Genomic DNA, 23,939 nt, shown 5'->3' on the forward strand with positions numbered 1-23,939 from the left:
TACCCGGCGGTCATGTACAGCCACGGCCGCCTGACCTACACCGAGGTCGCGGCCATTCTGCAAAACACCCGCGGCCCCGAGGCCCAGCAGCGCCGCGCGCTGGTGCCGCACCTGCTCAACCTGCACGATGTGTACCGCGCCCTGTTGCAGGCGCGGGGTCAGCGCGGTGCGGTGGACTTCGAGACCACCGAAACCCAGATCGTCTGCGACGACTCGGGCCGCATCGAAAAGATCGTGCCCCGCACCCGCAACGACGCGCACAAACTGATCGAAGAGGCCATGCTGGCGGCCAACGTGTGTTCGGCCGAGTTCATTGCCCAGAGCAAACACCTGGGCCTGTACCGCGTCCACGACGGTCCGACGCCCGAAAAGCTGGAAACCCTGCGCCAGTACCTGAAGGCGCTGGGCGTGCCGCAGACCGTGGGCGACCTGCCCCGGCCCATGGACTTCCAGCAGATCGCGCACGCCACCCAGGAGCGGCCCGACGCGGCACAGATCCACCAGATGCTGCTGCGCTCCATGTCGCAGGCCATCTACGCCCCGCAGAACCAGGGCCATTTCGGGCTGGCCTTCGAGGCTTACACCCACTTCACCAGCCCCATCCGCCGTTATCCGGACCTGCTGGTGCACCGGGTGATCAAGGCCATCCTGCACGACCGCAAATACCACCTGCCGACCCTGCCCACACCGGGCGAGGCGCATGCCAAGCTGTCCAAGCGGCTGGCCGCGCGCAAGCCGGCCGACAAGGGCAGCAAGGCCAAACCCACGGCCGAGATGCTGGGCTGGCAGGCCGCCGGCCTGCATTGCAGCGCCAACGAGCGCCGCGCCGACGAGGCCAGCCGCGACGTGGAAGCCTGGCTCAAGTGCAAATACATGCGCGAACGCCTGGGCGAGGAATTCGGCGGGGTGGTCACCGCGGTCACCAGTTTTGGGCTGTTCGTCACCCTCGACAACCTGTACGTGGAAGGCCTGGTGCACATCACCGAGCTGGGCGGCGAATACTTCCGCTACGACGAGGCGCGCCAGGAACTGCGCGGCGAGCGCACCGGCATCCGCTACGCGCTGGGGACCCGGGTGAACGTGCAGGTCAGCCGGGTGGACCTGGACGGCCGCCGCATCGACTTCCGCCTGGTCCGCGGCGAGGCCGAACTGGTGCTGCGCGCCCTGCGCGACAAGGCCGGCGACGCCGAGCCCAGCCCGGGCCGTGCGCCCAAGGTGGGGCGCGGCGGTGGCCGCAGCGCCGGCGCCGGCGCCGGTGCGTCACAATACGCGTCCGAGCGCCGGGCAGGCGCGGCCGACGGCGCGCCCTGGTCCGCGACCCGCGCGGCGGGCCAGCCGCCGTCGCGGCGAGCCGCCCGCCCCCCGTCGGGCAAGGCCAAAAAAGGCAAACGTTGAGATGCGCATCCTGTTGTTTCTGCTGGACACCCTGTTTTTCTTTCTGGTCGGTGCGGCCCTGTTGCGGGGCTGGATGAACACCCGCCGCCTGCGCATGACGCAGCAACCCGGGGTGTTCGTCATGGCGATCACCGACTGGATCGTACGACCGATGCGCAAGACGCTGCCGCGCGGTTGGGCGCAGGCCAACACCGACTGGGGCAGTTTCCTGTCGGGGCTGGTGCTGGCGCTGGGCTATTCGGCCGTGTACCACGGCCTGTTCGGTGGGCAGTTGCCAGGGGTCAACCACCTGGATTGGACCTGGACCTTGCCGTTTCTGGCGGTCATGTTCCTGCTGCGCACCGTGTTGCAGGGGCTGATGCTGCTGACGCTGGCCTACGCGATCCTGTCGTGGGTGCAGCCGCAGGCGCCGGTCCAGGCCAGCCTGGCGCGGCTGGTGGAGCCGCTGTTGCAGCCGATCCGGCGCTGGGTCCCTGCCATCGGTGGGGTGGACCTGTCGGTGCTGGTGCTGATCGTGCTGTTGCAGGTGGGGTTGCTGCTGATCGCCTGAGCCCCCGCGGGGTCAGACTGCCCCGTCGAACACCATCACGTCCACCGTGTCACCCACGGCCACGTTGCCTTGGTCGTGGTGCAGCACGATCAGGCCGTTGGCCTCCACCATGGAACGCAGCACGCCGGAGCCCTGGTTGCCGGTGGTGCGCACCTGCAAGCGCCCGTCGGGGCCGGTGCTGACGACACCGCGCTGGTATTCGGTGCGGCCGGGCTTTTTGCGCAGCGCTTCCTGGCTGTGGGCCTGCAGCAGCGGGGCCGGCGTGGGCTGCGCGCCCATCATGCGCAGCAGGGCGGGGCGCACAAAGGCCAGAAAGGTCACCATCACCGCCACCGGGTTGCCGGGCAGCCCGAACAGCACGGCATGGTGCGGCGGCTGTTGCAGCCGGCCCACCGCCATGGGACGACCGGGGCGCATGGCGATGCGCCAGAACGCCACGTCGCCCAACTGTTTCATCATCGCCTTGGTGTGGTCGGCCTCGCCCATGCTGACGCCGCCGCTGGTGATGACCGCATCGGCCTGGGCCGCCGCCTGGCGGAAGGCGGCTTCCAGCGCTGCCGGTTCGTCTTTGACGACACCCAGGTCCAGCACCTCCACCCCCAAGCGGCTGAGCAGCCCGAACACGGTGTAGCGGTTGCTGTCGTAGACCGCGCCTTCGCGCGGTGCTTCGCCCAAGCTGAGGATTTCGTCGCCGGTGGAGAAGTAGGCCACCCGCAGGCGACGGTAGACCCGGACCGTGGGCAGGCCCAGGCTGGCGATCAGGCCCAGGGCCGCCGGGCCGAGCCGGTCGCCCCGGCGCAGGGCGGGCTGGCCCTGCATCAGGTCTTCGCCCAGCAGGCGGCGGTTGTCGCCGGTGCGCACCACGCCGGGTGGTACCTGGACCCGGTCACCGTCAAGCTGCACGAATTCCAGCGGCACCACGGTGTCCAGCCCGGCGGGCATGATGGCGCCGGTCATGATCTTGACGCATTCGCCCGCGCCGCATGGGCCGACCCAGGCCGCGCCGGCGTAGGCGGTGCCCACCACCTTGAGTGCGGTGGGGCCATCGGCCCGCAGCCCAGCGCCGGCCAGCGCAAAGCCGTCCATGGCCGAGTTGTCGTGCGGCGGCACGCTCAGGGGCGAGACCACGTCTTCGGCCAGCACCCGGCCCAGGGCCTGGAAGACGCCCACGGTTTCGGTGCCGGTCACCGGCTCAACCAGGGCCGCCAGGAAGTCGTTGACCGCCGTGGCGGTGAGGGCCTTGGGGTCGTAGCCCTGCAGCGCGGCGGCAATCTGGTCCAGTGTTTTCATGGGGCGTGAGGGGCTTCAGCGGGCCAGGGCGCGCAGTTCCTGGGGGGTGTTGGCGTTGCAGAAGGCGCGGGGGTCGTCTCCGGGCTGGTCAAAAGGCACGAGCACGGTAGCGTGCTGGGCGGTCCAGGCGTCGATCTTGCGGCCACCGGCTTGGGTGTATCGCACCAGGCTTTCCAGCAGGTCCACCCGCAGCAGGCAAAAGACCGGTTGTGGCCGCAGGCCGGCGCCGCCTTCCGGGGCGGCGGCCATGGCGATCTCGGCGCCGTGCTGTTCCAGCGCCTGGGCCAGCCGCTCCAGCAGGTCCAGCGGGTAGAGCGGGCAGTCGCAGGGCACCGTCAACAGGTAGGACGTGTTGCAGTGTTCCAGGCCGGTCAGGAAGCCGGCCAGTGGGCCGGCGTAGCCGTCCAGGCTGTCGGGCCACACCGGCACCCCGAACGCCTCGTAAGCCGCCAGGTTGCGGTTGGCGTTGACCATGGCGCCTGCCAGGCGCTGGCCCTGCTGCAGTTGAAGCCGCAGCAGGGCGTGCAGGGCCAGCGGCGTGCCCTGGTGGTTTTGCAGCCCTTTGTCCACCCCACCCATGCGGGTGCCTCGGCCCCCGGCCAGCACCAGGCCGGTCACATTGGTCACGGCCATGCGTCAGCCCCCGATGTAGCTCATTTCAATGCGCCGCTCCCCAGCACTGTGCGCTTCTGGCGGCAGGGCCGCCCGCAGTTCGGAGTAACGGTCGCGCCGGCCCTGCCAGATGGCGCCCACGGCCGAGGCCAGGTCGGCGTCGCTGGCCCCGCCGCGCAGCAACTCGCGCAGGTCGTGCCCCTGGCTGGCGAACAGGCAAAGGTAGACCTTGCCCTCGGTCGAGAGGCGGGCGCGGTTGCAGTCGCCGCAGAAGGCCTGCGTCACGCTGCTGATGAAGCCGACCTCGCCCAGGGCCGGGTCGAACCGGCCATCCGGCCCAGCATAACCCCAGCGCTCGGCGGTTTCGCCTGGCGCACTGGCCTGCAGGGGCACCAGCGCAAACGCCTGCTGCAAGGTGCGCAGCACCTCGGCGCTGGGCACCACCTCGTCCATGCACCAGCCGTTGGTGGCGCCCACGTCCATGTACTCGATGAAGCGCAGCACGATGCCCGTGCCCCGGAAATGCCGGGCCATGGGCAGGATCTGGTCTTCGTTGGTGCCGCGCTTGACCACCATGTTCACTTTGATCGGCCCCAGGCCCGCGGCCTGCGCCGCCTCGATCCCGGCCAGCACGTCGGCCACCGGGAAATCGACGTCGTTCATGCGGCGAAACACGCCGTCGTCCAGCCCGTCGAGACTGACGGTGACGCGCTTGAGCCCGGCAGCTTTGAGGGCATGGGCCTTGCGGGCCAGCAGGCTGCCGTTGGTGGTCAGGGTCAGGTCCAGCGGCTGTCCGTCCACGGTGCGCAGGGCGGCCAGTTGCTCGACCAGGATTTCCAGGTTTTTCCGCAGCAGCGGTTCACCGCCGGTCAGGCGGATTTTTTGCACCCCGTGGGCCACGAACACCCGCGTCAGCCGGGTGATTTCCTCGAAGCTGAGCAGCGCGCTGTGCGGCAGGTATTGGTAGTCCTTGTCGAAGATTTCCTTCGGCATGCAGTAGCTGCAGCGGAAATTGCACCGGTCGGTCACGCTGATGCGCAGGTCGCGCAGCGGCCGGCCCAGCCCGTCGCTCAACAGGCCGGTGGGCACAATGGGCCGATCGGGCACCACCGCCCGCAGGGCGCGGATGCGCTGATCGACCAAGGGGATGACGCGTTCAGACATGGGGCGAGATTACACCATGCACGTCAGCGGGCGTGCCCGCCAAATCCCTGTCGCTGGCGGGGTGGCGGGCGCCCTCTCAGGCCAGCAGCGGCACGATGAGCAAGGCCACGATGTTGATGATCTTGATCAGCGGGTTCACGGCAGGGCCGGCCGTGTCCTTGTAGGGGTCGCCCACGGTGTCGCCGGTCACGGCGGCCTTGTGCGCGTCCGAGCCCTTGCCGCCGTGGTGGCCGTCCTCGATGTATTTCTTGGCGTTGTCCCAGGCACCGCCGCCGGTGCACATGGAAATGGCCACGAACAGGCCGGTGACGATGGTGCCCATCAGCACCCCACCCAGGGCCTGCGGGCCGAGCAGCAGGCCCACCGCGATCGGCACCACCACCGGCAGCAGGCTGGGCAGCATCATTTCCCGAATGGCCGAGCCGGTCAGCATGCCCACAGCCTTGCCGTACTCGGGCTGGGCCGTGCCTTCCATGATGCCCGGGATCTCGCGGAACTGGCGACGCACTTCCTCCACCACGGAGCCGGCCGCGCGGCCCACCGCTTCCATGGCCATGGCGCCGAACAGGTAGGGAATCAGGCCGCCGATGAACAGGCCGACGATGACCATGGGCTCGCTCAGGTCGAAGCTCACCTGCAGGCCGTAGGTTTCGAGCTTGTGGGTGTAGTCGGCAAACAGCACCAGCGCAGCCAGCCCTGCCGAGCCGATGGCGTAGCCCTTGGTCACCGCCTTGGTGGTGTTGCCCACGGCGTCCAGCGGGTCGGTGATGTCGCGCACGCTGGCGGGCAGTTCGGCCATTTCGGCAATGCCGCCCGCGTTGTCGGTGATGGGGCCGTAGGCGTCCAGCGCCACCACAATGCCCGCCATGCTCAGCATGGCGGTGGCGGCCACGGCCACGCCGTACAGCCCAGCCAGCGCGTAGCTCACGACGATGGCCACACACACGAACAGCACCGGCCAGGCGGTGGACTTCATGCTCACGCCGATGCCCGCGATGATGTTGGTTGCGTGCCCCGTGGTGGAGGCCTGCGCCACGTGCTGCACCGGTTTGTACTGGGTGCCCGTGTAGTACTCGGTCACCCACACCAGCGCGGCGGTCAGGCCCAGGCCCACCAGGCCGGCCGCCCACAGGCGCCACTGGCTGCCGCTGGTTGCAATGGCGTTGTCAGGCATGAGCCAGACCGTCACGCCGTAGAAGGCGATGCCCGACAACACGCCTGCCACGATCAGGCCCTTGTACAGCGCGGGCATCACGTTCTTCATGCCCGGCGTGGCCTTCACGAAGAAGCAGCCGATGATCGACGCCAGGATGGACACGCCGCCCAGCGCCAGCGGGTAGAGCACTGCCTGCATGGGCGCGGCGGCCACCATCAGCGCGCCCAGCACCATGGTGGCGATCAGCGTCACGGCGTAGGTCTCGAACAGGTCGGCGGCCATGCCGGCGCAGTCGCCCACGTTGTCACCCACGTTGTCGGCAATCACCGCCGGGTTGCGCGGGTCGTCCTCGGGAATGCCCGCTTCCACCTTGCCCACCAGGTCGGCGCCCACATCGGCGCCCTTGGTGAAAATGCCGCCACCTAGCCGCGCGAAGATGGAGATCAGCGACGAGCCGAAGGCAAAGCCGATCAGCGGGTTGAGCAGTCTGGCGAGGTTGGAGGCCGGGTTGAGGTTTCCATTGCCCACCAGGAACCAGAAGAAGCCCGCCACACCCAGCAGCCCCAGCCCCACCACCAGCATGCCGGTGATCGCGCCGCCGCGGAAGGCCACGTCCAGCGCCGGGCCGATGCCGCGCGTGGCCGCCTGGGCGGTGCGCACGTTGGCGCGCACCGAAATGTTCATGCCTATGAAGCCGCAGGCGCCCGAGAGCACCGCCCCGAGCACGAAGCCCACCGCCGTGACCACGTCGAGGAACACCCCGATCAGCAAGGCCAGCACCACGCCCACAACCGCAATGGTCCGGTACTGCTTGGCCAGGTAGGCGGCCGCGCCAGCCTGGATGGCCCCGGCGATCTCCTGCATGCGGGCGTTGCCCGCGTCCTGGGAAAGAATCCAGGTGCGCGACCAGAATCCGTAAACAACCGCCACGAGTCCGCACACCAGCGCAAAGATCAGCGCAGATTGTCCAACCATAGATTTCTCCTGCTCGTTTCGACTTGGAGGAAGCCAACGCACGCGAGCCACTGGCTTCCGCTGCGTTGCTTCCTCGCACATTGCCCACGTTGTGTGTCAGAACGGGCAGGGCGATTGGCCAACGTTCACAATTTATCGCAAGTAACCGGTTTTGGCACTGCTGCAGCGCAGCAGTTGTCTTGGCCCGGGCAGGGCGTCAGCGTCGCATCAGTAAAATCGGGCCCAATTTCGCCGTTTCTTCAACTCTGTTCAACGAGTCAACATGTCCCTCGACCACGTCACCCCTGGCAGCAAAGTGCCCGAATCGTTCAACGTCATCATCGAAATCTCGATGAACGGCGACCCGATCAAGTACGAAGTCGACAAGGCCTCGGGCTGCATCTTCGTGGACCGTTTCATGAACACCGCGATGCACTACCCGACCAACTACGGTTACGTGCCCAAGACCATCGCCGGCGACGGCGACCCGGTGGACGTGCTGGTGATCACCCCGGTGCCGCTGCCCCCCGGCGTGGTGGTGCCTTGCCGCGCCCTGGGCATCCTGAAGATGGAAGACGAAGGTGGCGTGGACGGCAAGGTGCTGGCCGTGCCGACCGAGAAGATCCTGCCGCTGTATTCGCAGTGGAAGGGCCTGGAAGACCTGAACCCGGTGCGCCTGAAGGCCATCGAGCATTTCTTTGAGCACTACAAAGACCTGGACCCGGGCAAGTGGGTCAAGGTGCTGGGGTGGGACGGCAAGGACGCCGCCCACCAGGAAATCCTGGACGGCATCGCCGCTTACGACAAAGAGCAGGCCTGATCTGCCGCCACCGGCTCCAGGCCGGTGGCACTGGTTGTCTGTCCATGAAGCCCCTTGCGGGCTCCCTTAACGGGGGGCCCGCAAGGGGCTTCGGCTTTCCAGGTGTTCCAGGTAGCGCGCCACGCCTTCGCCCTCGCGCTGCAGGTAGCGCTCCACCGCGTCGGCAAAAGCGGGGTGGGCCAGCCAGTGCGCGCTGTGGGTGGCCACGGGCAGCAGGGCGCGCGCCATTTTGTGCTCGCCCTGTGCGCCGCCTTCGAAGCGCTGCACGCCGTGGGCGATGCACCAGGCTAAGGGCTGGTGGTAGCAGGCCTCGAAGTGCAGGCAGTCCACCCGTTCCAGCGCGCCCCAGTAGCGGCCGTAGGCGGCGGTGGGGCGGGCGGAGGCGTCGCTGAGCGCCACCAGGCTGCAGGCCATGGGCTGGCCGTCGGGTCGGCGCGCCAGGAACAGCAGCCAGTGTTCAGGCAGGTCGCGCGCCATGGCCGCGAAAAACCCGGGTTGCAGGTAGGGCGCGTTGCCGTGTTCGCGGTAGGTGCGGTCGTGGCAGCGGTAGAAAAAATCCCAGTCCTCGGCGGTGATGTCGCGGCCGCGGCGGTGCTCGAAGCGCACGCCGGCTTCGGCCACCTTGCGCCGTTCCTGGCGGATTTTCTTGCGCTTGTCCTGGGTCAGACGGCCCAAAAAGTCCTCGAAGTCGCGGACCGGGCGGTCTGGCACCTGCTGCCAGTGGAACTGCACGGTCTGGCGGTCCAGCAGACCGGCGTGGGCGCAGGCGGCGGTGTCGGCGTCCTGGGCGAACAGCAGGTGCAGCGACGACAGGCCTGTGGTCTCGCAGTGGTCCAGCAAGGCCTGGATCAGGGCCGCGCGGGCGGGAGCGTCCACCGCCAGCAGGCGCGGCCCCGGCACCGGGGTGAACGGCACCGCCACCACGCCCTTCGGGTAGTAGGCCAGGCCGTGGTCGGCGTAGGCGTTGGCCCAGGCCCAGTCGAAGACGTATTCGCCGTAAGAATGGCTTTTCAGGTACAGCGGGGCGGCGGCGTGCAGGGTTTGGTCTCGCCACAAGGTGATCCATTGCGGGGCCCAACCCGTGGCCGGCACCGCGCTGCCGCTCTGGTGCAGCGCCGCCAGGTAGGCGTGGCGCATGAAGGGGCCGCTGTGGGCACCGCCAGGTTGCTGGTCGAGCAGGGCGTCCCAGTCGCACGCCCGCAGCTGGCCCGGGTCGGTGACGACCCGGGTGACATAATTCCCGACACTGCAACCGTTATCCATATCCATGACGCTCAAGCTCTGCGTTGCGCAGCTCAATTTCGTGGTGGGCGACCTGCTGGGCAACGCCCGCCTCATCGCCGACGCCGCCCGACAAGCCCATGCCCAGGGCGCCCAGGTGCTGCTCACGCCCGAACTGGCCCTGTGCGGCTACGCGGCCGAGGACCTGTTCCTGCGACCCGCCTTCGTTGACGCCTGCGATGATGCCGTGAAAGCCTTGGCCCTGGAGACCGCCGGGTTGACCGGTCTGCACATCGTGGTCGGGCACCCGACGCGGGTGGGCGGGGTCAGTGAGCGGTCCCGCAGCGTGGCGCGGGCGCCGTGCCACAACGCGGCCTCGGTGATTTGCAACGGCGCGGTGCGCCACACCTACGCCAAGCGCGAGTTGCCCAACTACCAGGTCTTCGACGAGCGCCGCTATTTCGAGCCCGGCCAGGCCCCCTGCGTGTTCGAGGTGTCCCTGCCCGACGGCGGTGCCGTGCGCGTGGGCCTGCTGATTTGCGAAGACGCCTGGCACGCCGCACCGGCGGCCGACGCCCAGGCGGCCGGGGCGCAGGTGCTGGTCGTCATCAACGCGTCGCCTTTCCACGCGGGCAAGGGCGACGAGCGCGAGCAGGCCATGCGTCAGCGCGTGCAAGCCACCGGCCTGCCCTTGGTCTATGCCCACCTGGTGGGCGGGCAGGACGAAATCGTGTTCGAAGGCCGCAGCTTTGCCCTCAACGCCGACGGCAGTCTGGCGGCGCGGGCGCCCAGCTTCGAGGCCTGCCTGCTCCCCCTGGCCTTGAACCACGCCCTGGAGGCCGTGGCGCCACCTGCGCCAGCGGTCTGGCACGGCACGGTGGCGCCCGACCAAGGCCTGGAAGCCGACCTGTGGCACGCCCTGGTGCTGGGGGTGCGCGACTACGTGGGCAAAAACGGTTTCCCCGGCGCGGTGCTGGGCCTGTCCGGCGGTATTGACTCCGCGCTGGTGTTGGCGATTGCGGTGGACGCCCTGGGCCGCGACCGGGTGCGCGCGGTGATGATGCCCTCGCCCTACACCGCCGACATCTCCTGGATCGACGCGCGCGACATGGCCGCCCGGCTTGGGGTGCGCTACGACGAGATCGACATCCGCCCCGAGTTTGAGGCCTTTCTGGGCTCGCTCAACCCCTTGTTTGAGGGCCGCGGCGCCGACACCACCGAGGAAAACCTGCAGGCCCGCATCCGTGGCACCCTGCTGATGGCGCTGTCCAACAAGTTCGGCAGCATCGTGCTGACCACCGGCAACAAGAGCGAAATGGCGACCGGCTACTGCACGCTGTACGGCGACATGGCCGGCGGTTTTGCCGTCATCAAGGACCTGGTCAAGACCCTGGTGTTCCGCCTGGCGTGGTGGCGCAATGCCCACGACCCCTACGGCACCGGCGCCAACCCCATCCCCGAACGCATCATCACCCGCCCGCCCAGCGCCGAACTGCGCCCGGACCAGACCGACCAGGACAGCCTGCCGCCTTATGAGGTGCTGGACGCCATCGTGCAGCGCTACATGGAAGACGACCAGGACCCGGCGCAGATCGTCGCGGCCGGCTACCCGCCGGCCGCGGTGGACCAGGTGGTGCGCCTGATCCGCGTCAACGAATACAAGCGGCGCCAGGCCCCGGTGGGCATCCGGGTGACGCACCGCAGTTTCGGCAAGGACTGGCGCTACCCGAACACCAACCGCTTCCGGGGTTGAGGGCCTGGGGCCCCTGGGGGCGCGTGGCCGGGCAGCCGTGATAAAGTTTTGACCTTCGCAATCCGCACCTTTGGAGTCTCCCGCATGAAGCAGATCACCGCCGTCATCAAACCGTTCAAGCTCGAAGAGGTGCGCGAGGCGCTGGCCGAGCAGGGCGTGACGGGCCTGACGGTGACCGAGGTCAAGGGTTTTGGCCGCCAGAAGGGGCACACGGAGCTCTACCGTGGCGCCGAGTACGTGGTTGATTTCCTGCCCAAGGTGCGCATCGAGGTCGTCGTCAAGTCCGACGACGTGGACCGTTGCGTCGACGCCATCATCCGCGCCGCCCGCACCGGCAAGATCGGTGACGGCAAGATCTTCGTCACCCCGGTGGAGCGGGTGGTGCGCATCCGCACCGGCGAGGAAGACGATTCGGCCGTCTGAGCCTCAAACCGCCTGCAGGCGGTCGGGCGGGTTGAAGCCCGCCGCTTGCACCAACGGCGGCAGCAGGGTGGCGGCGTCGTCGCCCACCTGCACCAGGTCCATCTGCCAGGGGCCCACAAAACCTTGCAGCACCGTGTTGTTCATGAACTGCAGCAGCGGGTCGTAGTACCCCGCCACGTTGAGCAATCCAATGGGCTTGTCGTGGTAACCCAGTTGGCGCCAGGTCCACACCTCAAACAGTTCCTCGAACGTGCCAATGCCCCCGGGCAGCGCCAGGAAGGCGTCGGCGCGTTCGGCCATCATCTGCTTGCGCTCGTGCATGGTTTGCACCACGTGCAGTTCGGTGCAATCGCGCTTGGCGAATTCGCGGATCTCCAGGCTTTGCGGGATCACGCCCACCACGGTGCCGCCGGCCGCCAGGGTGGCGTCGGCCACCAGGCCCATCAACCCGTTGTTGCCGCCGCCGTACACCAGCTGGCCGCCGTGGGTGCCGATCCAGCGGCCCACCGCCTTGGCGGTGTCGGCAAAACGGGGGTCGGCGCCGGGCCGTGAGCCGCAGTAGACGCAGAGGGAAAAGGCGGGATCGGGTGTGGGCATGCCGGCATTGTGGCACGCGGGCCGGCCCGCTCAGGCCAGCCGGTGGTAGAGCGCGGCCAGCCAGACGCCGGCGCACCACAGCAGCGTCAGCAGCACCGCGGCGCTGCCCATGTCCTTGGCGCGTTTGGACAGGTGGTGCCACTCCGGCCCCACGCGGTCGATGGCGGTTTCGATGCCGGTGTTGAGCAGTTCCACCACCAGCACCGCGCACACCGCGGCCACCAGCACCGCGGTTTCCAGCCAGTGGCGACCCAGCCAGAACGCGGCGGGCACCAGCACCAGTGCGGCCAGCGCCTCCTGGCGGAACGCGGTTTCTTGCCAGCCGGCGCGCAGGCCGGCCAGGGAATAGCGCAGGGCGTGCCACAGCCGGGCCAGGCCATGGCGCTGCTTCTGGGCCTGCGGGTTTTCCTGGGTCATGGCTCAGGCCTTGCGCACCGGGGGCACCGGGGTGTATGCCACCAGCCGCGTGCCGGCCCAGACGTCGTGCCAGAACTGGCGTTGCGGCTGGAAGCGCGACAGGATGGCCCAGACCGCCACCCAGCCCAGCACCAGCACCCCCACCTCGGCCGCGGGCAGGCCCAGGCCGTAACCCACCCCCAGGGGCGGCAGGAACCACAGCCAGCTCAGCACGTAGCGCCACAGCGCGCGGGCCTGCGAAATGGCGCGGCCGTCGCGACCGACCACCCGGATGTGCCAGGTTTTCATGGCCAGGGTCTGCCCCTTGGCCCAGAACCAGGTGAAGTAGATGCCGAACACCAGAAACAGGAACGCCTGCAGTTCGTGCCGGTTGTCCAACGCGTGGCGGGTTTGGGTCAAGGTGCTGAACAGGTAGCCGGCGATGAACACCACCCCAAACATCAGCATGCCTTCGTAGAGCCAGCAGGCCATGCGGCGGGGCAGCGAGGGGGCGGTCAGCGAAGAGGAAGTGGGGGCCTGGGCGGTCATGGGGCGAGCGGTGGACAGGCCGGGATTGTCTCATTTTGGTCGCGGTGCCCGGCCGCCACAAGAAAAAGGGCGCCGGCGCGGTGGCCGACCGATGCTGCGGTGCGATAATGAGCAGTTACAACACATCACCGGCAAACGGGTCAAGGTTGCGCGAACGGGTTTCGCCATGGCTTTGGCCTCAAGTCCCGAGGCGGCCTCACAAGGGTTCGGCAAGGGGCACCCAAGGTTTTTCGTCAGAGAAATTCTCGAAAGGTTCATCAACATGGAAATCAACAAAGCCGAAATGGCTGCCGCGGCCGCTGGCCCATCTCCCGTCACCGAAGAGCTCATGGGCGCCGACATCATGGTGCGCGCCCTGCAGGCCGAAGGCGTCAAGCACATTTGGGGCTACCCCGGTGGCGCCGTGCTCTACATCTACGACGCGCTCTACCGCCAGAACACCATCCAGCACGTGCTGGTGCGCCACGAACAGGCCGCCGTGCACGCCGCCGACGGTTTTGCCCGCGCCACCGGCGAAGTGGGCGTGGCCCTGGTCACCTCCGGCCCCGGCCTGACCAACGCCGTCACCGGCATCGCCACGGCGTACATGGACAGCATCCCGATGGTGATCATCTCCGGCCAGGTGCCCACGGCCGCCATCGGCCTGGACGCCTTCCAGGAATGCGACACCGTCGGCATCACCCGCCCCATCGTCAAGCACAACTTCCTGGTGAAAGACGTGCGCGACCTGGCCGAGACGATGAAGAAGGCCTTCCACATCGCTCGCACCGGTCGCCCGGGCCCGGTGGTGGTGGACATCCCGAAGGACGTGTCCTTCAAGAAGATTCCCTACACCGGCTACCCCGAGTCGGTGGCCATGCGTTCCTACAACCCGGTGCGCAAGGGCCACGGCGGCCAGATCCGCAAGGCCCTGCAACTGCTGTTGAACGCCAAGCGGCCTTACATCTACACCGGCGGCGGGGTGTTGTTGGGCAACGCGGTGCAGGAACTGCGCACCCTCGTGGACATGCTGGGCTACCCGGTCACCAACACCCTGATGGGCTTGGGCGCGTACCCGGCCACCGAGCCCAAGTTCCTGGGCATGCTGGGCATGCACGGCACCATCGAAGCCAACAACGCCATGCAGAACTGCGACGTGCTGCTGGCCGTGGGTGCGCGCTTCGACGACCGCGTCATCGGCAACCCCAAGCACTTCGCCCAGAACGAGCGCAAGATTATCCACATCGACATCGACCCGTCCAGCATCTCCAAGCGGGTGAAGGTGGATGTGCCCATCGTCGGTGACGTGAAGGACGTGCTGACCGAACTGATCTCCATGATCAAGGAAGGCCAGCAAAAGCCCGACGCGCAGGCTTTGTCTGCCTGGTGGGAAACCATCGAAGGCTGGCGCAGCCGCGACTGCCTGAAGTACGACCGCAACAACACCGAGGTCATCAAGCCGCAGCGGGTGATCGAGACCCTGTGGAACATGACCAAGGACGCCGATGCCTACATCACGTCCGACGTCGGCCAGCACCAGATGTGGGCGGCCCAGTTCTACAAGTTCAACGAGCCGCGCCGCTGGATCAACTCGGGCGGTCTGGGCACCATGGGCGTGGGCATTCCCTACGCCATGGGCATCAAGTTGGCCAAGCCCGAGAGCGAGGTGTATTGCGTCACCGGTGAAGGCTCCGTGCAGATGTGCATCCAGGAACTGTCCACCTGCCTGCAGTACAACACCCCGATCAAGGTGCTGTCGCTGAACAACCGCTACCTGGGCATGGTGCGCCAGTGGCAGGAGATCGAATACTCCGGCCGCTACAGCCACAGCTACATGGACGCGCTGCCCGACTTCGTCAAGCTGGCCGAAGCCTACGGCCACGTGGGCATGAAGATCGAGCGCCCCGGCGACGTGGAGCAGGCCCTGCACGACGCGCGCACCAAGTACAAGGACCGCACCGTCTTCATCGACTTCCGCACCGACCCCACCGAGAACGTGTTCCCGATGGTGCAGGCCGGCAAAGGCATCACCGAGATGCTGTTGGGCAGCGAAGACCTGTAAGCCCACCCCGGGCAGCCGCCGGCGCATGCCGGCGCTGCCTTTCCTTTGGACGAATCTATTTGCAGCCAAGCCCGCGCATTACCGTGCGCGGGGGAGGGCTCAGAAAAGAGGAATCACATGAAACACATCATCGCCGTTTTGCTGGAGAACGAGGCCGGTGCCTTGTCCCGCGTGGTGGGCCTGTTCTCGGCCCGTGGCTACAACATCGAATCGCTGACCGTGGCGCCGACGGAAGACCCGTCGCTGTCGCGCATGACCATCCAGACCACCGGTTCCGATGACGTGATCGAGCAGATCACCAAGCACCTGAACCGCCTCATCGAGGTGGTCAAGGTGGTCGATCTGACCGAAGGCGCCTACACCGAGCGCGAGCTCATGATGGTGAAGGTGCGCGCGGTGGGCAAGGAGCGCGAGGAGATGAAGCGCATGGCCGACATCTTCCGCGGCCGCATCATCGACGTGACCGAGAAGAGCTACACCATCGAGCTCACCGGCGACCAGGGCAAGAACGACGCTTTCCTGGAAGCCATCGACCGCACCGCCATCCTGGAAACGGTGCGCACCGGGGCCAGCGGCATCGGCCGCGGCGAGCGCATCCTGCGCGTATAAAATCCGATGTTTTTCGGGCTCAGCCGAGGCGCCGCTCGGGCTGGGTCTGTCGAAGCCCTTCGACGGGCTCTTTCGCGAGCGGGCAAACCCCATTCCAACGAGGACAAGACCATGAAAGTTTTCTACGACAAAGACTGTGACCTGAGCCTGATCAAGGGCAAGACCGTGGCCATCATCGGCTACGGCAGCCAAGGCCACGCCCACGCCCAAAACCTGAACGACAGCGGCGTGAAAGTCGTGGTCGGTCTGCGCAAGGGCGGCGCCTCCTGGGACAAGGTGGCCAAGGCCGGCCTGACCGTGATGGAAGTCAACGACGCCGTCAAGGCCGCAGATCTGGTCATGATCCTGCTGCCCGACGAGAACATCCCCGAGGTGTACAACCACAACGTTGCCCCGAACATCAAGCAAGGCGCCACCCTGGCGTTTGCCCACGGCTTCAACGTGCACTACAACCAGGTGGTGCCGCGCGCCGACCTGGACGTGATCATGGTCGCCCCCAAGGGCCCCGGCCACACCGTGCGTTCCGAGTACCTCAAGGGCGGCGGCGTGCCGACCCTGATCGCCGTGTACCAGGACAAGTCCGGCAAGGCCCGTGACTTGGCCCTGTCCTACGCCTGCGCCAACGGCGGCGGCAAGGGTGGCATCATCGAAACCAACTTCAAGGAAGAAACCGAAACCGACCTGTTCGGCGAGCAGGCCGTGCTGTGCGGTGGCGCGGTGGAACTGGTGAAGATGGGCTTCGAGACCCTGACCGAAGCCGGCTACGCCCCCGAAATGGCCTACTTCGAGTGCCTGCACGAACTGAAGCTGATCGTCGACCTGATGTACGAAGGCGGCATCGCCAACATGAACTACTCCATCTCCAACAACGCGGAGTATGGCGAGTACGTGACCGGCACCGAGGTAATCAACGAGAAGTCGCGCGAAGCCATGCGCGCCGCGCTCAAGCGCATCCAGACCGGTGAATACGCCAAGATGTTCATCCTGGAAGGCCGCACCAACTACCCGAGCATGACCGCCCGCCGCCGCCTGAACGCCGAGCACCCGATCGAGACCGTGGGTGCCCAGCTGCGCGCCATGATGCCCTGGATCGCCAAGAACAAGCTGGTGGACCAGAGCCGCAACTGAACACCCTCGGGTGGTGACCCCACCCGACCGTGCCAAGGCCGCCCCAACCGGGCGGCCTTTTTTTTCGGCCCTGGTGGCGGGCTGGCTTACACTCTGCGCCATGCACGATGGCCACGACCCTTTGAACACGCACGAGACCGCCCACAAGGGCCCGCACAAGGGCATTTACATGCTGCCCAACATGATCACGCTGGCGGCCCTGTTCGGCGGCTTTTACGCGGTGGTCATGGCCATGAACGGCCGTTTCGACCTGGCCACCCTGGGCATTTTCGTCGCCATGGTGCTCGACAGCCTGGACGGCCGCGTCGCGCGCATGACGCACACCCAAAGCGCCTTTGGCGAGCAAATGGATTCGCTGTCGGACATGGTGTCCTTCGGCGCCGCCCCGGCGCTGATCGCCTACGAATGGGCGCTGCGCGAGCTGGGCCGCTGGGGCTGGATCGCGGCCTTTGTGTACTGCGCCTGCGCGGCCCTGCGGCTGGCGCGTTTCAACGTGAACACCGGGGTGGTGGACAAGCGCTACTTCCAGGGCTTGCCCTCGCCCGCGGCGGCGGCGCTGGTGGCCGGATTCATCTGGCTGGCGACCGAGGCCGGCTACGAAGGCCTGTCGCTGGAGTGGCCGATGTTTGCCATCACCCTCTACGCCGGCCTGACCATGGTGACCAACGTGCCGTTTTACAGCTTCAAGGACCTGAGCCTGAAGAAAAGCGTGCCGTTCGCCGCCATCGTGCTGGTGGCGCTGGGCATCGCCATCATCAACATCCACCCGCCCACGGTGCTGTTCGGGCTGTTCGTGGTGTACGGGCTATCGGGGTATGCGGTGTACGGCTGGCGCAAGGCCAAGGGTCGCCCGGCCAGCGTCGTCAGCACCTCGACCGACGAGCCGGACGAACGCGGCCTGCACGACTGAACCCCGCCCAGGCCATAGCTGCGGACAAAACCGCTCATGGTTTTTCTGCATCGGTGGGGCGCCGGCTTTGTGATACATTGAAGCGTATGAACTTCGCACGCGCTTACCTGCTACTGGCCCTATGCCGACACGGGCAGGTGGACTAGCGCGCGCTTTTTCAAACCAACGGCCCGTATGCACCCGCAGCGGGCCGTTTGTTTTGGACACTGCGGGGGACCTGTCAGTGCCGCCCATGCGGCGGACCACCGGAGAACTGGAATGACCGAACAACTCATCATTTTTGACACCACCTTGCGCGACGGCGAACAATCGCCCGGCGCTTCCATGACCAAAGACGAAAAGCTGCGCATCGCCCGCCAGCTGGAGCGCCTGAAGGTGGACGTGATCGAGGCCGGTTTCGCCGCCAGTTCCAACGGCGACTTCGAGTCGGTCAAGGCCATTGCCGACGCGATCAAGGATTCGACCATCTGCTCGCTCTCGCGCGCCAACGACCGCGACATCGCCCGCTCGGCCGAGGCGCTCAAGGGCGCCCACCGTGCCCGCATCCACACCTTCATCGCCACCAGCCCGCTGCACATGGAGAAGAAGCTGCGCATGACGCCGGAGCAGGTGCTGGAGCAGGCCAAGCAGTCGGTGCGTTTTGCCCGCAACCTGGTGGGTGACGTGGAGTTCAGTGCCGAGGACGGCTACCGCTCCGAGCTGCCCTTCCTGGCCCGCGTGGTGGAGGCGGTGATCCGCGAGGGCGCCACCACCATCAACATCCCTGACACGGTGGGTTACGCGATTCCCGAGTTGTATGGCAATTTCATCAAGACCTTGCGCGAGATGGTGCCCAACAGCGACCAGGCGATCTGGTCGGTGCATTGCCACAACGACCTGGGCATGGCTGTGGCCAACTCGCTGGCCGGGGTGAAGATCGGGGGGGCGCGCCAGGTGGAGTGCACCATCAACGGCCTGGGCGAGCGTGCCGGCAATTGCTCGCTGGAAGAAATCGTTATGGCGGTGAAAACACGCCGCGACTATTTCGGCCTCGACGTGGGCATCGACACCAGCCAGATCGTGCCGGCCAGCCGCATGGTCAGCCAGACCACCGGCTTCGTGGTGCAGCCGAACAAGGCGGTCGTAGGGGCCAACGCTTTCGCGCACGCCTCGGGCATTCACCAGGACGGCGTGCTCAAGGCGCGCGACACCTACGAGATCATGCGCGCCGAGGACGTGGGCTGGAGCGCCAACAAGATCGTGCTGGGCAAGCTCAGCGGCCGCAACGCCTTCAAGCAGCGCCTGGAGGAGTTGGGCATCGAGATGGAGTCGGAGAGCGAAATCAACGTCGCCTTCGCCAAGTTCAAGGAACTGGCCGACCGCAAGGCCGAGATCTTTGACGAAGACATCCTGGCCTTGGTCAGCGACGAGAGCGTGACCCCCGAGAAAGAGCAATACGGCTTGGTTTCGCTGTCCCAGCACAGCGAAACCGGCGAGCGCCCGCAGGCCAAGGTGGTGTTCACCATCGACGGCAAGGAGTTTTCGGGCGAGTCCGACGGCAACGGGCCGGTGGACGCGTCGCTCAAGGCGATCGAGGCCCACGTGAAAAGCGGTGCTGAGTTGCAGCTCTATTCGGTCAACGCCATCACCAGCGGTTCGACCGAGAGCCAGGGCGAGGTCACCGTGCGCCTGCAGCACAGCGGCCGCATCGTCAACGGGGTGGGGGCCGATCCGGACATCGTGGTGGCGTCGGCCAAGGCCTACCTGAGCGCTCTGAACAAGCTGCACAGCAAAGCCGACCGGGTGGCCGCGCAGGGCTGAACCGGTGACTGGGCCGTGTGTGGCCCATCCTGAACGCATGGGTGTTGCGGCGACTTCTTAAAAAGTGGCTGCAACCCCATGTTTTTTCTTGTGATTCCGGGTTTTCCTTCTATACTTTGCGGACACGCACCGCATTTTGAGGGTCACCACCATGCACCGCACCCGTTTCGCCCGACTGACGCGCCACCTGCTGTGGGCCTTGTTGGTGTCGCTGGGGCTGTCGGCACCCGCGCTGGCCAGCAACCCCAGCTCCAAACAGAAGGTGGTGCAGCAGAAAAAGCAGGTGGCCAAATCCAAGGAGGCGCGCCCGGTCAAGTCGGTGAAGCAACGCACCGAGCGCGACCAAAAACGCCGCGTGGCCAGCAAGAAAACCACCCCCAAAAAAGTGGCCAAGGCGCAGACCCCGCGCAAGGTGGTGCTCGCGGCCGCTGCCGTGGCGGCGGCCCCGGTGGAGTCGGTGGGTGAACAACTGGGTCTGCGCAAGGTGGACGACCCCCTGAACCTGAATTCCAGTGTGGCGCTGGTGATGGACCAGCAAACCCACGAGATTTTGCTGGGCAAGAACGACACGGCGGTGCTGCCGATCGCCTCCCTGACCAAACTGATGACCGGCCTCCTGGTGGCCGAGGGCCAGTTGCCCATGGACGAGGTCATCACCATCGACAGCGCCGACGTGGACCGTCTGAAAAACAGCGGCTCGCGCCTGCGCGTGGGTTCCGAACTGACCCGGGCCGAGGCCCTGCACCTGGCGCTGATGTCGAGCGAGAACCGCGCCGCGCATGCCCTGGGCCGCACCTACCCGGGTGGTACCCAGGCCTTTGTGCAGCGCATGAACCGCCGTGCGGCCGAGCTGGGCATGACCGACACCCGCTTTGTCGACCCGACCGGTCTGTCCAGCGACAACCGCTCCAGCGCCCGCGACCTGGCCCTGTTGGCCGCGGCCGCCTACCAGCGGCCCATGCTGCGCGACCTGTCGACGTCGCCCGCCTACGAGGTCGCCAGTGGCCGCCAGGTGCTGCAGTACCGCAACAGCAACCGTCTGGTTCACAACGCGAACTGGGACATTGGCTTGCAGAAAACCGGTTACATCCGCGAAGCCGGCCGTTGCCTGGTGATGCAGGTGAGCGTGTCGGGCCGCCAGCTCATCATGGTCTTGCTCGACGCAGCCGGCCCCGCGGCCCGCGTCGGGGATGCCGAGCGGCTGCGCCACTGGGCCGAATCGGCGCTGTTTTCCAGCGCCTCGCCCCAAGGGACTTACAGCGCCACCGGCTTGCGGTAACCCAGCGAGGCGCTGATCTCGTCCGCGGTGGCCTGCAGCTTCGCGGCCCAGCTTTCGTCCAGCCGGTCGGATGGGGCGGAAATGGACAGGCCGGCCACGAGTTTGCCCTGGTCGTCGTAAATGCCCGCGGCCATGCAGCGCACGCCCAACTCCAGTTCTTCGTTGTCGCGCGCCATGCCCAGGCGGCGGCATTGCGCCAGTTCGCGTTCCAGCGAGGGCAGTTGGGTCAGGCTGTTGCGGGTGTTGCCCATGAGCCCGGTGCGGGTGGCGTAGGCGCGCACCCGCTGGGGGTCGTCGGCCGCCAGGAACAGCTTGCCCACCGACGTGAGGTGCAGTGGGGCGCGGCCACCGATGGCACGCACCACCTGCATGCCCGAGCGCTCGCTGTAGGCCCGTTCCACATAGACGATTTCATCGCCTTGGCGCACGCTGAGGTTGACCGGCTGCTGGATCTGCTTGTGCAGTTCGCGCATGGGGCCCAGCGCGGTGTCGCGCACGCTGAGGCGGGCTTTGACGAGGTTGCCCAATTCCAGCAGCCGCATGCCCAGGCGGTAGGCGCCGGGTTCGGGCCGGTCGACGAAGCGGCCGATGGTCAGGTCGTTGAGGATGCGGTGCGCGGTGGACGGGTGCAGTCCGGTTTTCTCGCTGATTTCTTTGAGCGAAACCGGTTCTTCGCGCGAGGCCAGCACCTCCAGCAGGGTGAAGGTGCGTTCCAGCACCTGAACGCTGGGGTGGCTGGGGAGGGTGTCGTTGCGTCGTGTCATGGGCGATCCCATCGTACCGCAATTTTATAGGGTGAAATGTCACCCGATCCTGACGGGGAGCTTTCAGGCCGGGTGGCCCGCGACCCAGTGGCCTTCGCGCAACAGTTCGTGCGGGTGAAAGCGGCTTTTGTAGCGCATCTTGGGGCTCTCGGCGATCCAGTAGCCCAGGTACACATGGGGCAGTTGCATGGCGCGGGCCTGACCGATTTGCCAGAGCACGTTGTAGGTGCCATAGGCGGCGCCGGCGTCGTCCGGCTCGTAAAAGGTGTACACGGCCGAGAGGCCGTCGTTGAGCACGTCCACGATGGAGACCATTTTCAGCCGTTCGGTGGGGGGCGCTGCGGGGTCGAGGAATTCGACCAGGCGGGAGTTGACCCGGCTTTGCAACAGGAACTGGCTGTATTGGTCGGTGTTGTCGTGGTCCATGCCGCCGCCGGGGTGGCGCTGGCGCTGGTAGCGCAGGTAGAGCTGGTAGTGGGCTTCGGAATAGCCCAGCGTCAGCACCCGGGCTTCCAGGTGGGCGTGGCGTTGCGCGGCGCGCCGCTGGCTGCGGCTGGGCACGAAGGCGTCCACCAGAATGCGCAGCGGGGTGCAGGCCTGACAGCCGTCGCAATGCGGGCGGTAGGTGAACATGCCGCTGCGGCGAAAGCCGTGGGCCACCAACTCGGAGTAGGTGCCGGTGTGGATGAGGTGGCTGGGCGTGGCCACCTGGGAGCGGGCCTGCCGGCCCTCCAGGTAGCTGCAGGGGTAGGGCGCCGTGGCGTAGAACTGCACGGCTTCGAGCGGGAGTTCTTGGGGGTGGGTCACGCGTCGTGGGGGCGGTCGGGGGTGTCGATCGGTCGGGCGTCCAGGGCGTTTGACCAGTATAGGGGCTGCCATTGCCAGTCGGGGGTGGGCTGGGCGGTGGCCTGTTGCACGGTGTGGACAAAGTCGGCGCGTGGCACTTCGCGCGCGCCCAGCGAGGCCAGGTGGCGGGTGTTCTGCTGGCAGTCGATGGCCGGCACGCCCCAGGCGCGGCAGCACGCCACCAGGGCAGCCAGCGCCATTTTGGAGGCGTCGTTGCGGTGGCTGAACATGGATTCGCCGAACACCATGCGGCCCAGGTTGACGCAATAGAGACCGCCCACCAAGGCGCCGTCCCACCAGGTTTCCACGCTGTGGGCGTGGCCGGCGCGGTGCAGCGCGGTGTAGGCGTCCACCATCTCTGGCACGATCCAGGTGCCGTTCTGGCCGGTCCGCGGGGTGGCGGCGCAGGCCTGGATGACCCGCTCGAAGGCGGTGTCGATGCGGATGTCCAGCCGCCCCTGGCGCAAGCCGGCGCGCAGGGTCTTGCGCAGCGAGGGGTGCAGGCGGAAGTCTGGGGGCCGCAACACCATGCGCGGGTCGGGGCTCCACCACAGGATGGGCTGGTCGTCGCCGAACCAGGGAAAGATGCCGGCGGCGTAGGCCCGCACCAGGGTGGGGACGGTGAGGTCGCCCCCCGCAGCCAGCAGGCCGGGGACGGGGTCGCGCGCCGTCCAGGCCTGTGCCACCGGGGGAAAAGGCGCGCCGGGGTCCAGCCAGGGCAGGTCGCGGGTGGGCACGGTCGCGGGGGCGTCAGCGGGTTTTGGCCGGGTAGCCGCAGTAGGGCGCCACCGCGCAGCGGTCGCATTGCGGCTTGCGGGCCTGGCAGACGTAGCGGCCATGCAGGATGAGCCAGTGGTGCGCGTCTTCCAGGTAGCGCGGTGGGATGCGCCGCATCAGCTTTTTTTCCACTTCGAGTGGCGTTTTGCCCGGGGCCAGGCCGGTGCGGTTGCCCAGGCGAAAAATGTGGGTGTCCACCGCCATGGTGGGTTCGCCAAAGGCGACGTTCAACACCACGTTGGCGGTTTTGCGGCCCACGCCGGGCAGGGCTTCCAGCGCATCGCGGGTGCGGGGCACCTGGCCGCCGTGCTGCTCCACCAGGATCTGGCAGGTCTGCATCAGGTGCTTGGCCTTGCTGCGGTACAGGCCGATGGTCTGGAGGTGGGTTTCCAGCTGGGGCAGGCCCAAATCGAGGATCTGCTGTGGCGTGTTGGCCACCGGGAAGAGGCGCCGCGTGGCCTTGTTCACGCCCACGTCGGTGGCCTGGGCGCTCAGCAGCACGGCCGCGAGCAGTTCGAACACACTCGTATACTCCAACTCGGTGTTGGGCTGTGGGTTGGCCGCCTGCAAGGTGGCAAAAAACAGCTCGATGTGTTCCTTTTTCATGCCTCGATTTTCCCATGAGTGCCCACCCCGCCATCCGTTTTGCCGACCGCCTGAACCACGTGGAAACCTCGGCCATCCGCGAGCTGTTCAAGCTGCTGGGCAAGCCGGGCATCATCAGTTTTGCCGGCGGCTTCCCCGATGTGGGGTTGGTGGACGTGGACGGCATCCGTGAGGCCACGCTGGCCGCGTTGGCGCAGGAACCGGCGGGGGCGATGTCGTACGGCGCCACCGAGGGCTACCAGCCGCTGCGCGAGCAGTTGACGGCCTTCATGGCGGCCAAGGGTGTGCAGGGTTTGAGC

At 67.1% G+C, this 23,939-nt stretch carries 23 protein-coding genes and 1 pseudogene; 12 read left to right on the forward strand and 12 right to left on the reverse strand.

What is annotated here, in order from left to right; genetic code table 11:
- Together HA630_RS04535 and HA630_RS04540 are read left to right on the forward strand one after the other, a co-directional pair.
- Nucleotides 1–1,395: ribonuclease R family protein (locus tag HA630_RS04535; RefSeq protein WP_166832726.1), on the forward strand; the 1,395-nt coding region annotated here is incomplete at its 5' end.
- Between the two features lies 1 nt (nucleotide 1,396).
- Nucleotides 1,397–1,945 carry a YggT family protein gene (locus tag HA630_RS04540; protein WP_166832728.1) on the forward strand — a complete coding sequence of 183 codons (549 nt, stop codon included), beginning with the start codon at nucleotides 1,397–1,399 and terminating at the stop codon, nucleotides 1,943–1,945.
- A gap of 12 nt (nucleotides 1,946–1,957) precedes the next feature.
- Here HA630_RS04540 and glp read toward each other — a convergent pair whose 3' ends face one another.
- The 4 genes from glp to HA630_RS04560 form a co-directional block, all read right to left on the reverse strand.
- A complete protein-coding gene (glp, locus tag HA630_RS04545; RefSeq protein WP_166832730.1) occupies nucleotides 1,958–3,235 on the reverse strand; it encodes a gephyrin-like molybdotransferase Glp in 1,278 nt (425 codons plus the stop codon).
- A gap of 15 nt (nucleotides 3,236–3,250) precedes the next feature.
- Nucleotides 3,251–3,868, reverse strand: coding sequence for a molybdenum cofactor guanylyltransferase MobA (gene mobA / locus HA630_RS04550; protein WP_166832732.1), 618 nt, complete (start codon nucleotides 3,866–3,868; stop codon nucleotides 3,251–3,253).
- Between the two features lie 3 nt (nucleotides 3,869–3,871).
- Complete coding sequence (gene moaA, locus HA630_RS04555) at nucleotides 3,872–5,011, reverse strand: GTP 3',8-cyclase MoaA (RefSeq protein ID WP_166832734.1); 1,140 nt, start codon at nucleotides 5,009–5,011, stop codon at nucleotides 3,872–3,874.
- A 76-nt stretch (nucleotides 5,012–5,087) separates the two neighbouring features.
- Entirely contained in the window at nucleotides 5,088–7,142 is a 2,055-nt protein-coding gene (locus tag HA630_RS04560) for a sodium-translocating pyrophosphatase (protein WP_166832736.1), read from the reverse strand.
- Between the two features lie 262 nt (nucleotides 7,143–7,404).
- Between HA630_RS04560 and ppa the strand changes: the two genes are divergently transcribed.
- Nucleotides 7,405–7,941 (forward strand): inorganic diphosphatase, encoded by a 537-nt coding sequence (gene ppa / locus HA630_RS04565; RefSeq protein ID WP_166832738.1) that lies wholly within the window; start codon nucleotides 7,405–7,407, stop codon nucleotides 7,939–7,941.
- Nucleotides 7,942–8,007: 66 nt separating this feature from the next.
- Here the strand turns inward: ppa and HA630_RS04570 are convergent, their stop codons facing one another.
- Nucleotides 8,008–9,210 carry a GNAT family N-acetyltransferase gene (locus HA630_RS04570; RefSeq protein WP_371809196.1) on the reverse strand — a complete coding sequence of 401 codons (1,203 nt, stop codon included), beginning with the start codon at nucleotides 9,208–9,210 and terminating at the stop codon, nucleotides 8,008–8,010.
- Between HA630_RS04570 and HA630_RS04575 the strand changes: the two genes are divergently transcribed.
- Nucleotides 9,209–10,915 carry an NAD+ synthase gene (locus tag HA630_RS04575; RefSeq protein WP_166832740.1) on the forward strand — a complete coding sequence of 569 codons (1,707 nt, stop codon included), beginning with the start codon at nucleotides 9,209–9,211 and terminating at the stop codon, nucleotides 10,913–10,915. The genes HA630_RS04570 and HA630_RS04575 overlap by 2 nt on opposite strands.
- 84 nt (nucleotides 10,916–10,999) lie before the next feature.
- Nucleotides 11,000–11,338 (forward strand): P-II family nitrogen regulator, encoded by a 339-nt coding sequence (locus tag HA630_RS04580; protein WP_166832742.1) that lies wholly within the window; start codon nucleotides 11,000–11,002, stop codon nucleotides 11,336–11,338.
- A 3-nt stretch (nucleotides 11,339–11,341) separates the two neighbouring features.
- Here HA630_RS04580 and HA630_RS04585 read toward each other — a convergent pair whose 3' ends face one another.
- From HA630_RS04585 to HA630_RS04595, 3 genes are read right to left on the reverse strand one after another with little or no spacing between them, the layout of a single operon-like run.
- A complete protein-coding gene (locus HA630_RS04585) occupies nucleotides 11,342–11,935 on the reverse strand; it encodes a TIGR00730 family Rossman fold protein (protein ID WP_166832744.1) in 594 nt (197 codons plus the stop codon).
- 30 nt (nucleotides 11,936–11,965) lie between these two features.
- Nucleotides 11,966–12,352: a diacylglycerol kinase gene (locus tag HA630_RS04590; RefSeq protein ID WP_166832746.1), complete on the reverse strand. Its 387-nt coding sequence runs from the start codon at nucleotides 12,350–12,352 to the stop codon at nucleotides 11,966–11,968.
- Nucleotides 12,353–12,355: 3 nt separating this feature from the next.
- Nucleotides 12,356–12,880 (reverse strand): RDD family protein, encoded by a 525-nt coding sequence (locus tag HA630_RS04595; RefSeq protein WP_166832748.1) that lies wholly within the window; start codon nucleotides 12,878–12,880, stop codon nucleotides 12,356–12,358.
- Between the two features lie 262 nt (nucleotides 12,881–13,142).
- Between HA630_RS04595 and HA630_RS04600 the strand changes: the two genes are divergently transcribed.
- The 6 genes from HA630_RS04600 to HA630_RS04625 all read left to right on the forward strand — a co-directional run bounded on the left by HA630_RS04600 (nucleotide 13,143) and on the right by HA630_RS04625 (nucleotide 20,647).
- Nucleotides 13,143–14,921 carry an acetolactate synthase 3 catalytic subunit gene (locus tag HA630_RS04600; RefSeq protein WP_166832750.1) on the forward strand — a complete coding sequence of 593 codons (1,779 nt, stop codon included), beginning with the start codon at nucleotides 13,143–13,145 and terminating at the stop codon, nucleotides 14,919–14,921.
- Between the two features lie 117 nt (nucleotides 14,922–15,038).
- A complete protein-coding gene (gene ilvN / locus HA630_RS04605) occupies nucleotides 15,039–15,530 on the forward strand; it encodes an acetolactate synthase small subunit (protein WP_101046741.1) in 492 nt (163 codons plus the stop codon).
- Nucleotides 15,531–15,641: 111 nt separating this feature from the next.
- Nucleotides 15,642–16,658, forward strand: coding sequence for a ketol-acid reductoisomerase (ilvC, locus tag HA630_RS04610; RefSeq protein WP_166832752.1), 1,017 nt, complete (start codon nucleotides 15,642–15,644; stop codon nucleotides 16,656–16,658).
- A gap of 100 nt (nucleotides 16,659–16,758) precedes the next feature.
- On the forward strand, nucleotides 16,759–17,568 hold the full coding sequence (pssA, locus tag HA630_RS04615) for a CDP-diacylglycerol--serine O-phosphatidyltransferase (protein WP_166832754.1): 810 nt from the start codon (nucleotides 16,759–16,761) through the stop codon (nucleotides 17,566–17,568).
- A 258-nt stretch (nucleotides 17,569–17,826) separates the two neighbouring features.
- On the forward strand, nucleotides 17,827–19,368 hold the full coding sequence (locus HA630_RS04620; protein ID WP_166832756.1) for a 2-isopropylmalate synthase: 1,542 nt from the start codon (nucleotides 17,827–17,829) through the stop codon (nucleotides 19,366–19,368).
- Between the two features lie 151 nt (nucleotides 19,369–19,519).
- On the forward strand, nucleotides 19,520–20,647 hold the full coding sequence (locus tag HA630_RS04625) for a serine hydrolase (protein WP_166832758.1): 1,128 nt from the start codon (nucleotides 19,520–19,522) through the stop codon (nucleotides 20,645–20,647).
- Here the strand turns inward: HA630_RS04625 and HA630_RS04630 are convergent.
- The 4 genes from HA630_RS04630 to nth form a co-directional block, all read right to left on the reverse strand.
- Nucleotides 20,623–21,411, reverse strand: coding sequence for an IclR family transcriptional regulator (locus tag HA630_RS04630; RefSeq protein ID WP_166832760.1), 789 nt, complete (start codon nucleotides 21,409–21,411; stop codon nucleotides 20,623–20,625). The genes HA630_RS04625 and HA630_RS04630 overlap by 25 nt on opposite strands.
- 63 nt (nucleotides 21,412–21,474) lie before the next feature.
- Nucleotides 21,475–22,218 (reverse strand): arginyltransferase, encoded by a 744-nt coding sequence (locus HA630_RS04635; protein WP_166832762.1) that lies wholly within the window; start codon nucleotides 22,216–22,218, stop codon nucleotides 21,475–21,477.
- A complete protein-coding gene (gene aat, locus HA630_RS04640; protein ID WP_371809197.1) occupies nucleotides 22,215–22,994 on the reverse strand; it encodes a leucyl/phenylalanyl-tRNA--protein transferase in 780 nt (259 codons plus the stop codon). Before aat ends, HA630_RS04635 begins: the two co-directional genes overlap by 4 nt.
- Before the next feature lie 13 nt (nucleotides 22,995–23,007).
- Nucleotides 23,008–23,640, reverse strand: a complete 633-nt coding sequence (gene nth, locus HA630_RS04645; RefSeq protein WP_166832766.1) for an endonuclease III — start codon at nucleotides 23,638–23,640, stop codon at nucleotides 23,008–23,010.
- Nucleotides 23,641–23,672: 32 nt separating this feature from the next.
- Here nth and HA630_RS04650 point away from each other — a divergent pair.
- Nucleotides 23,673–23,939 (forward strand): annotated as a pseudogene (locus HA630_RS04650) (PLP-dependent aminotransferase family protein); the annotation flags it as partial.

It is taken from the genome of Aquabacterium sp. A08, assembly GCF_011742065.1.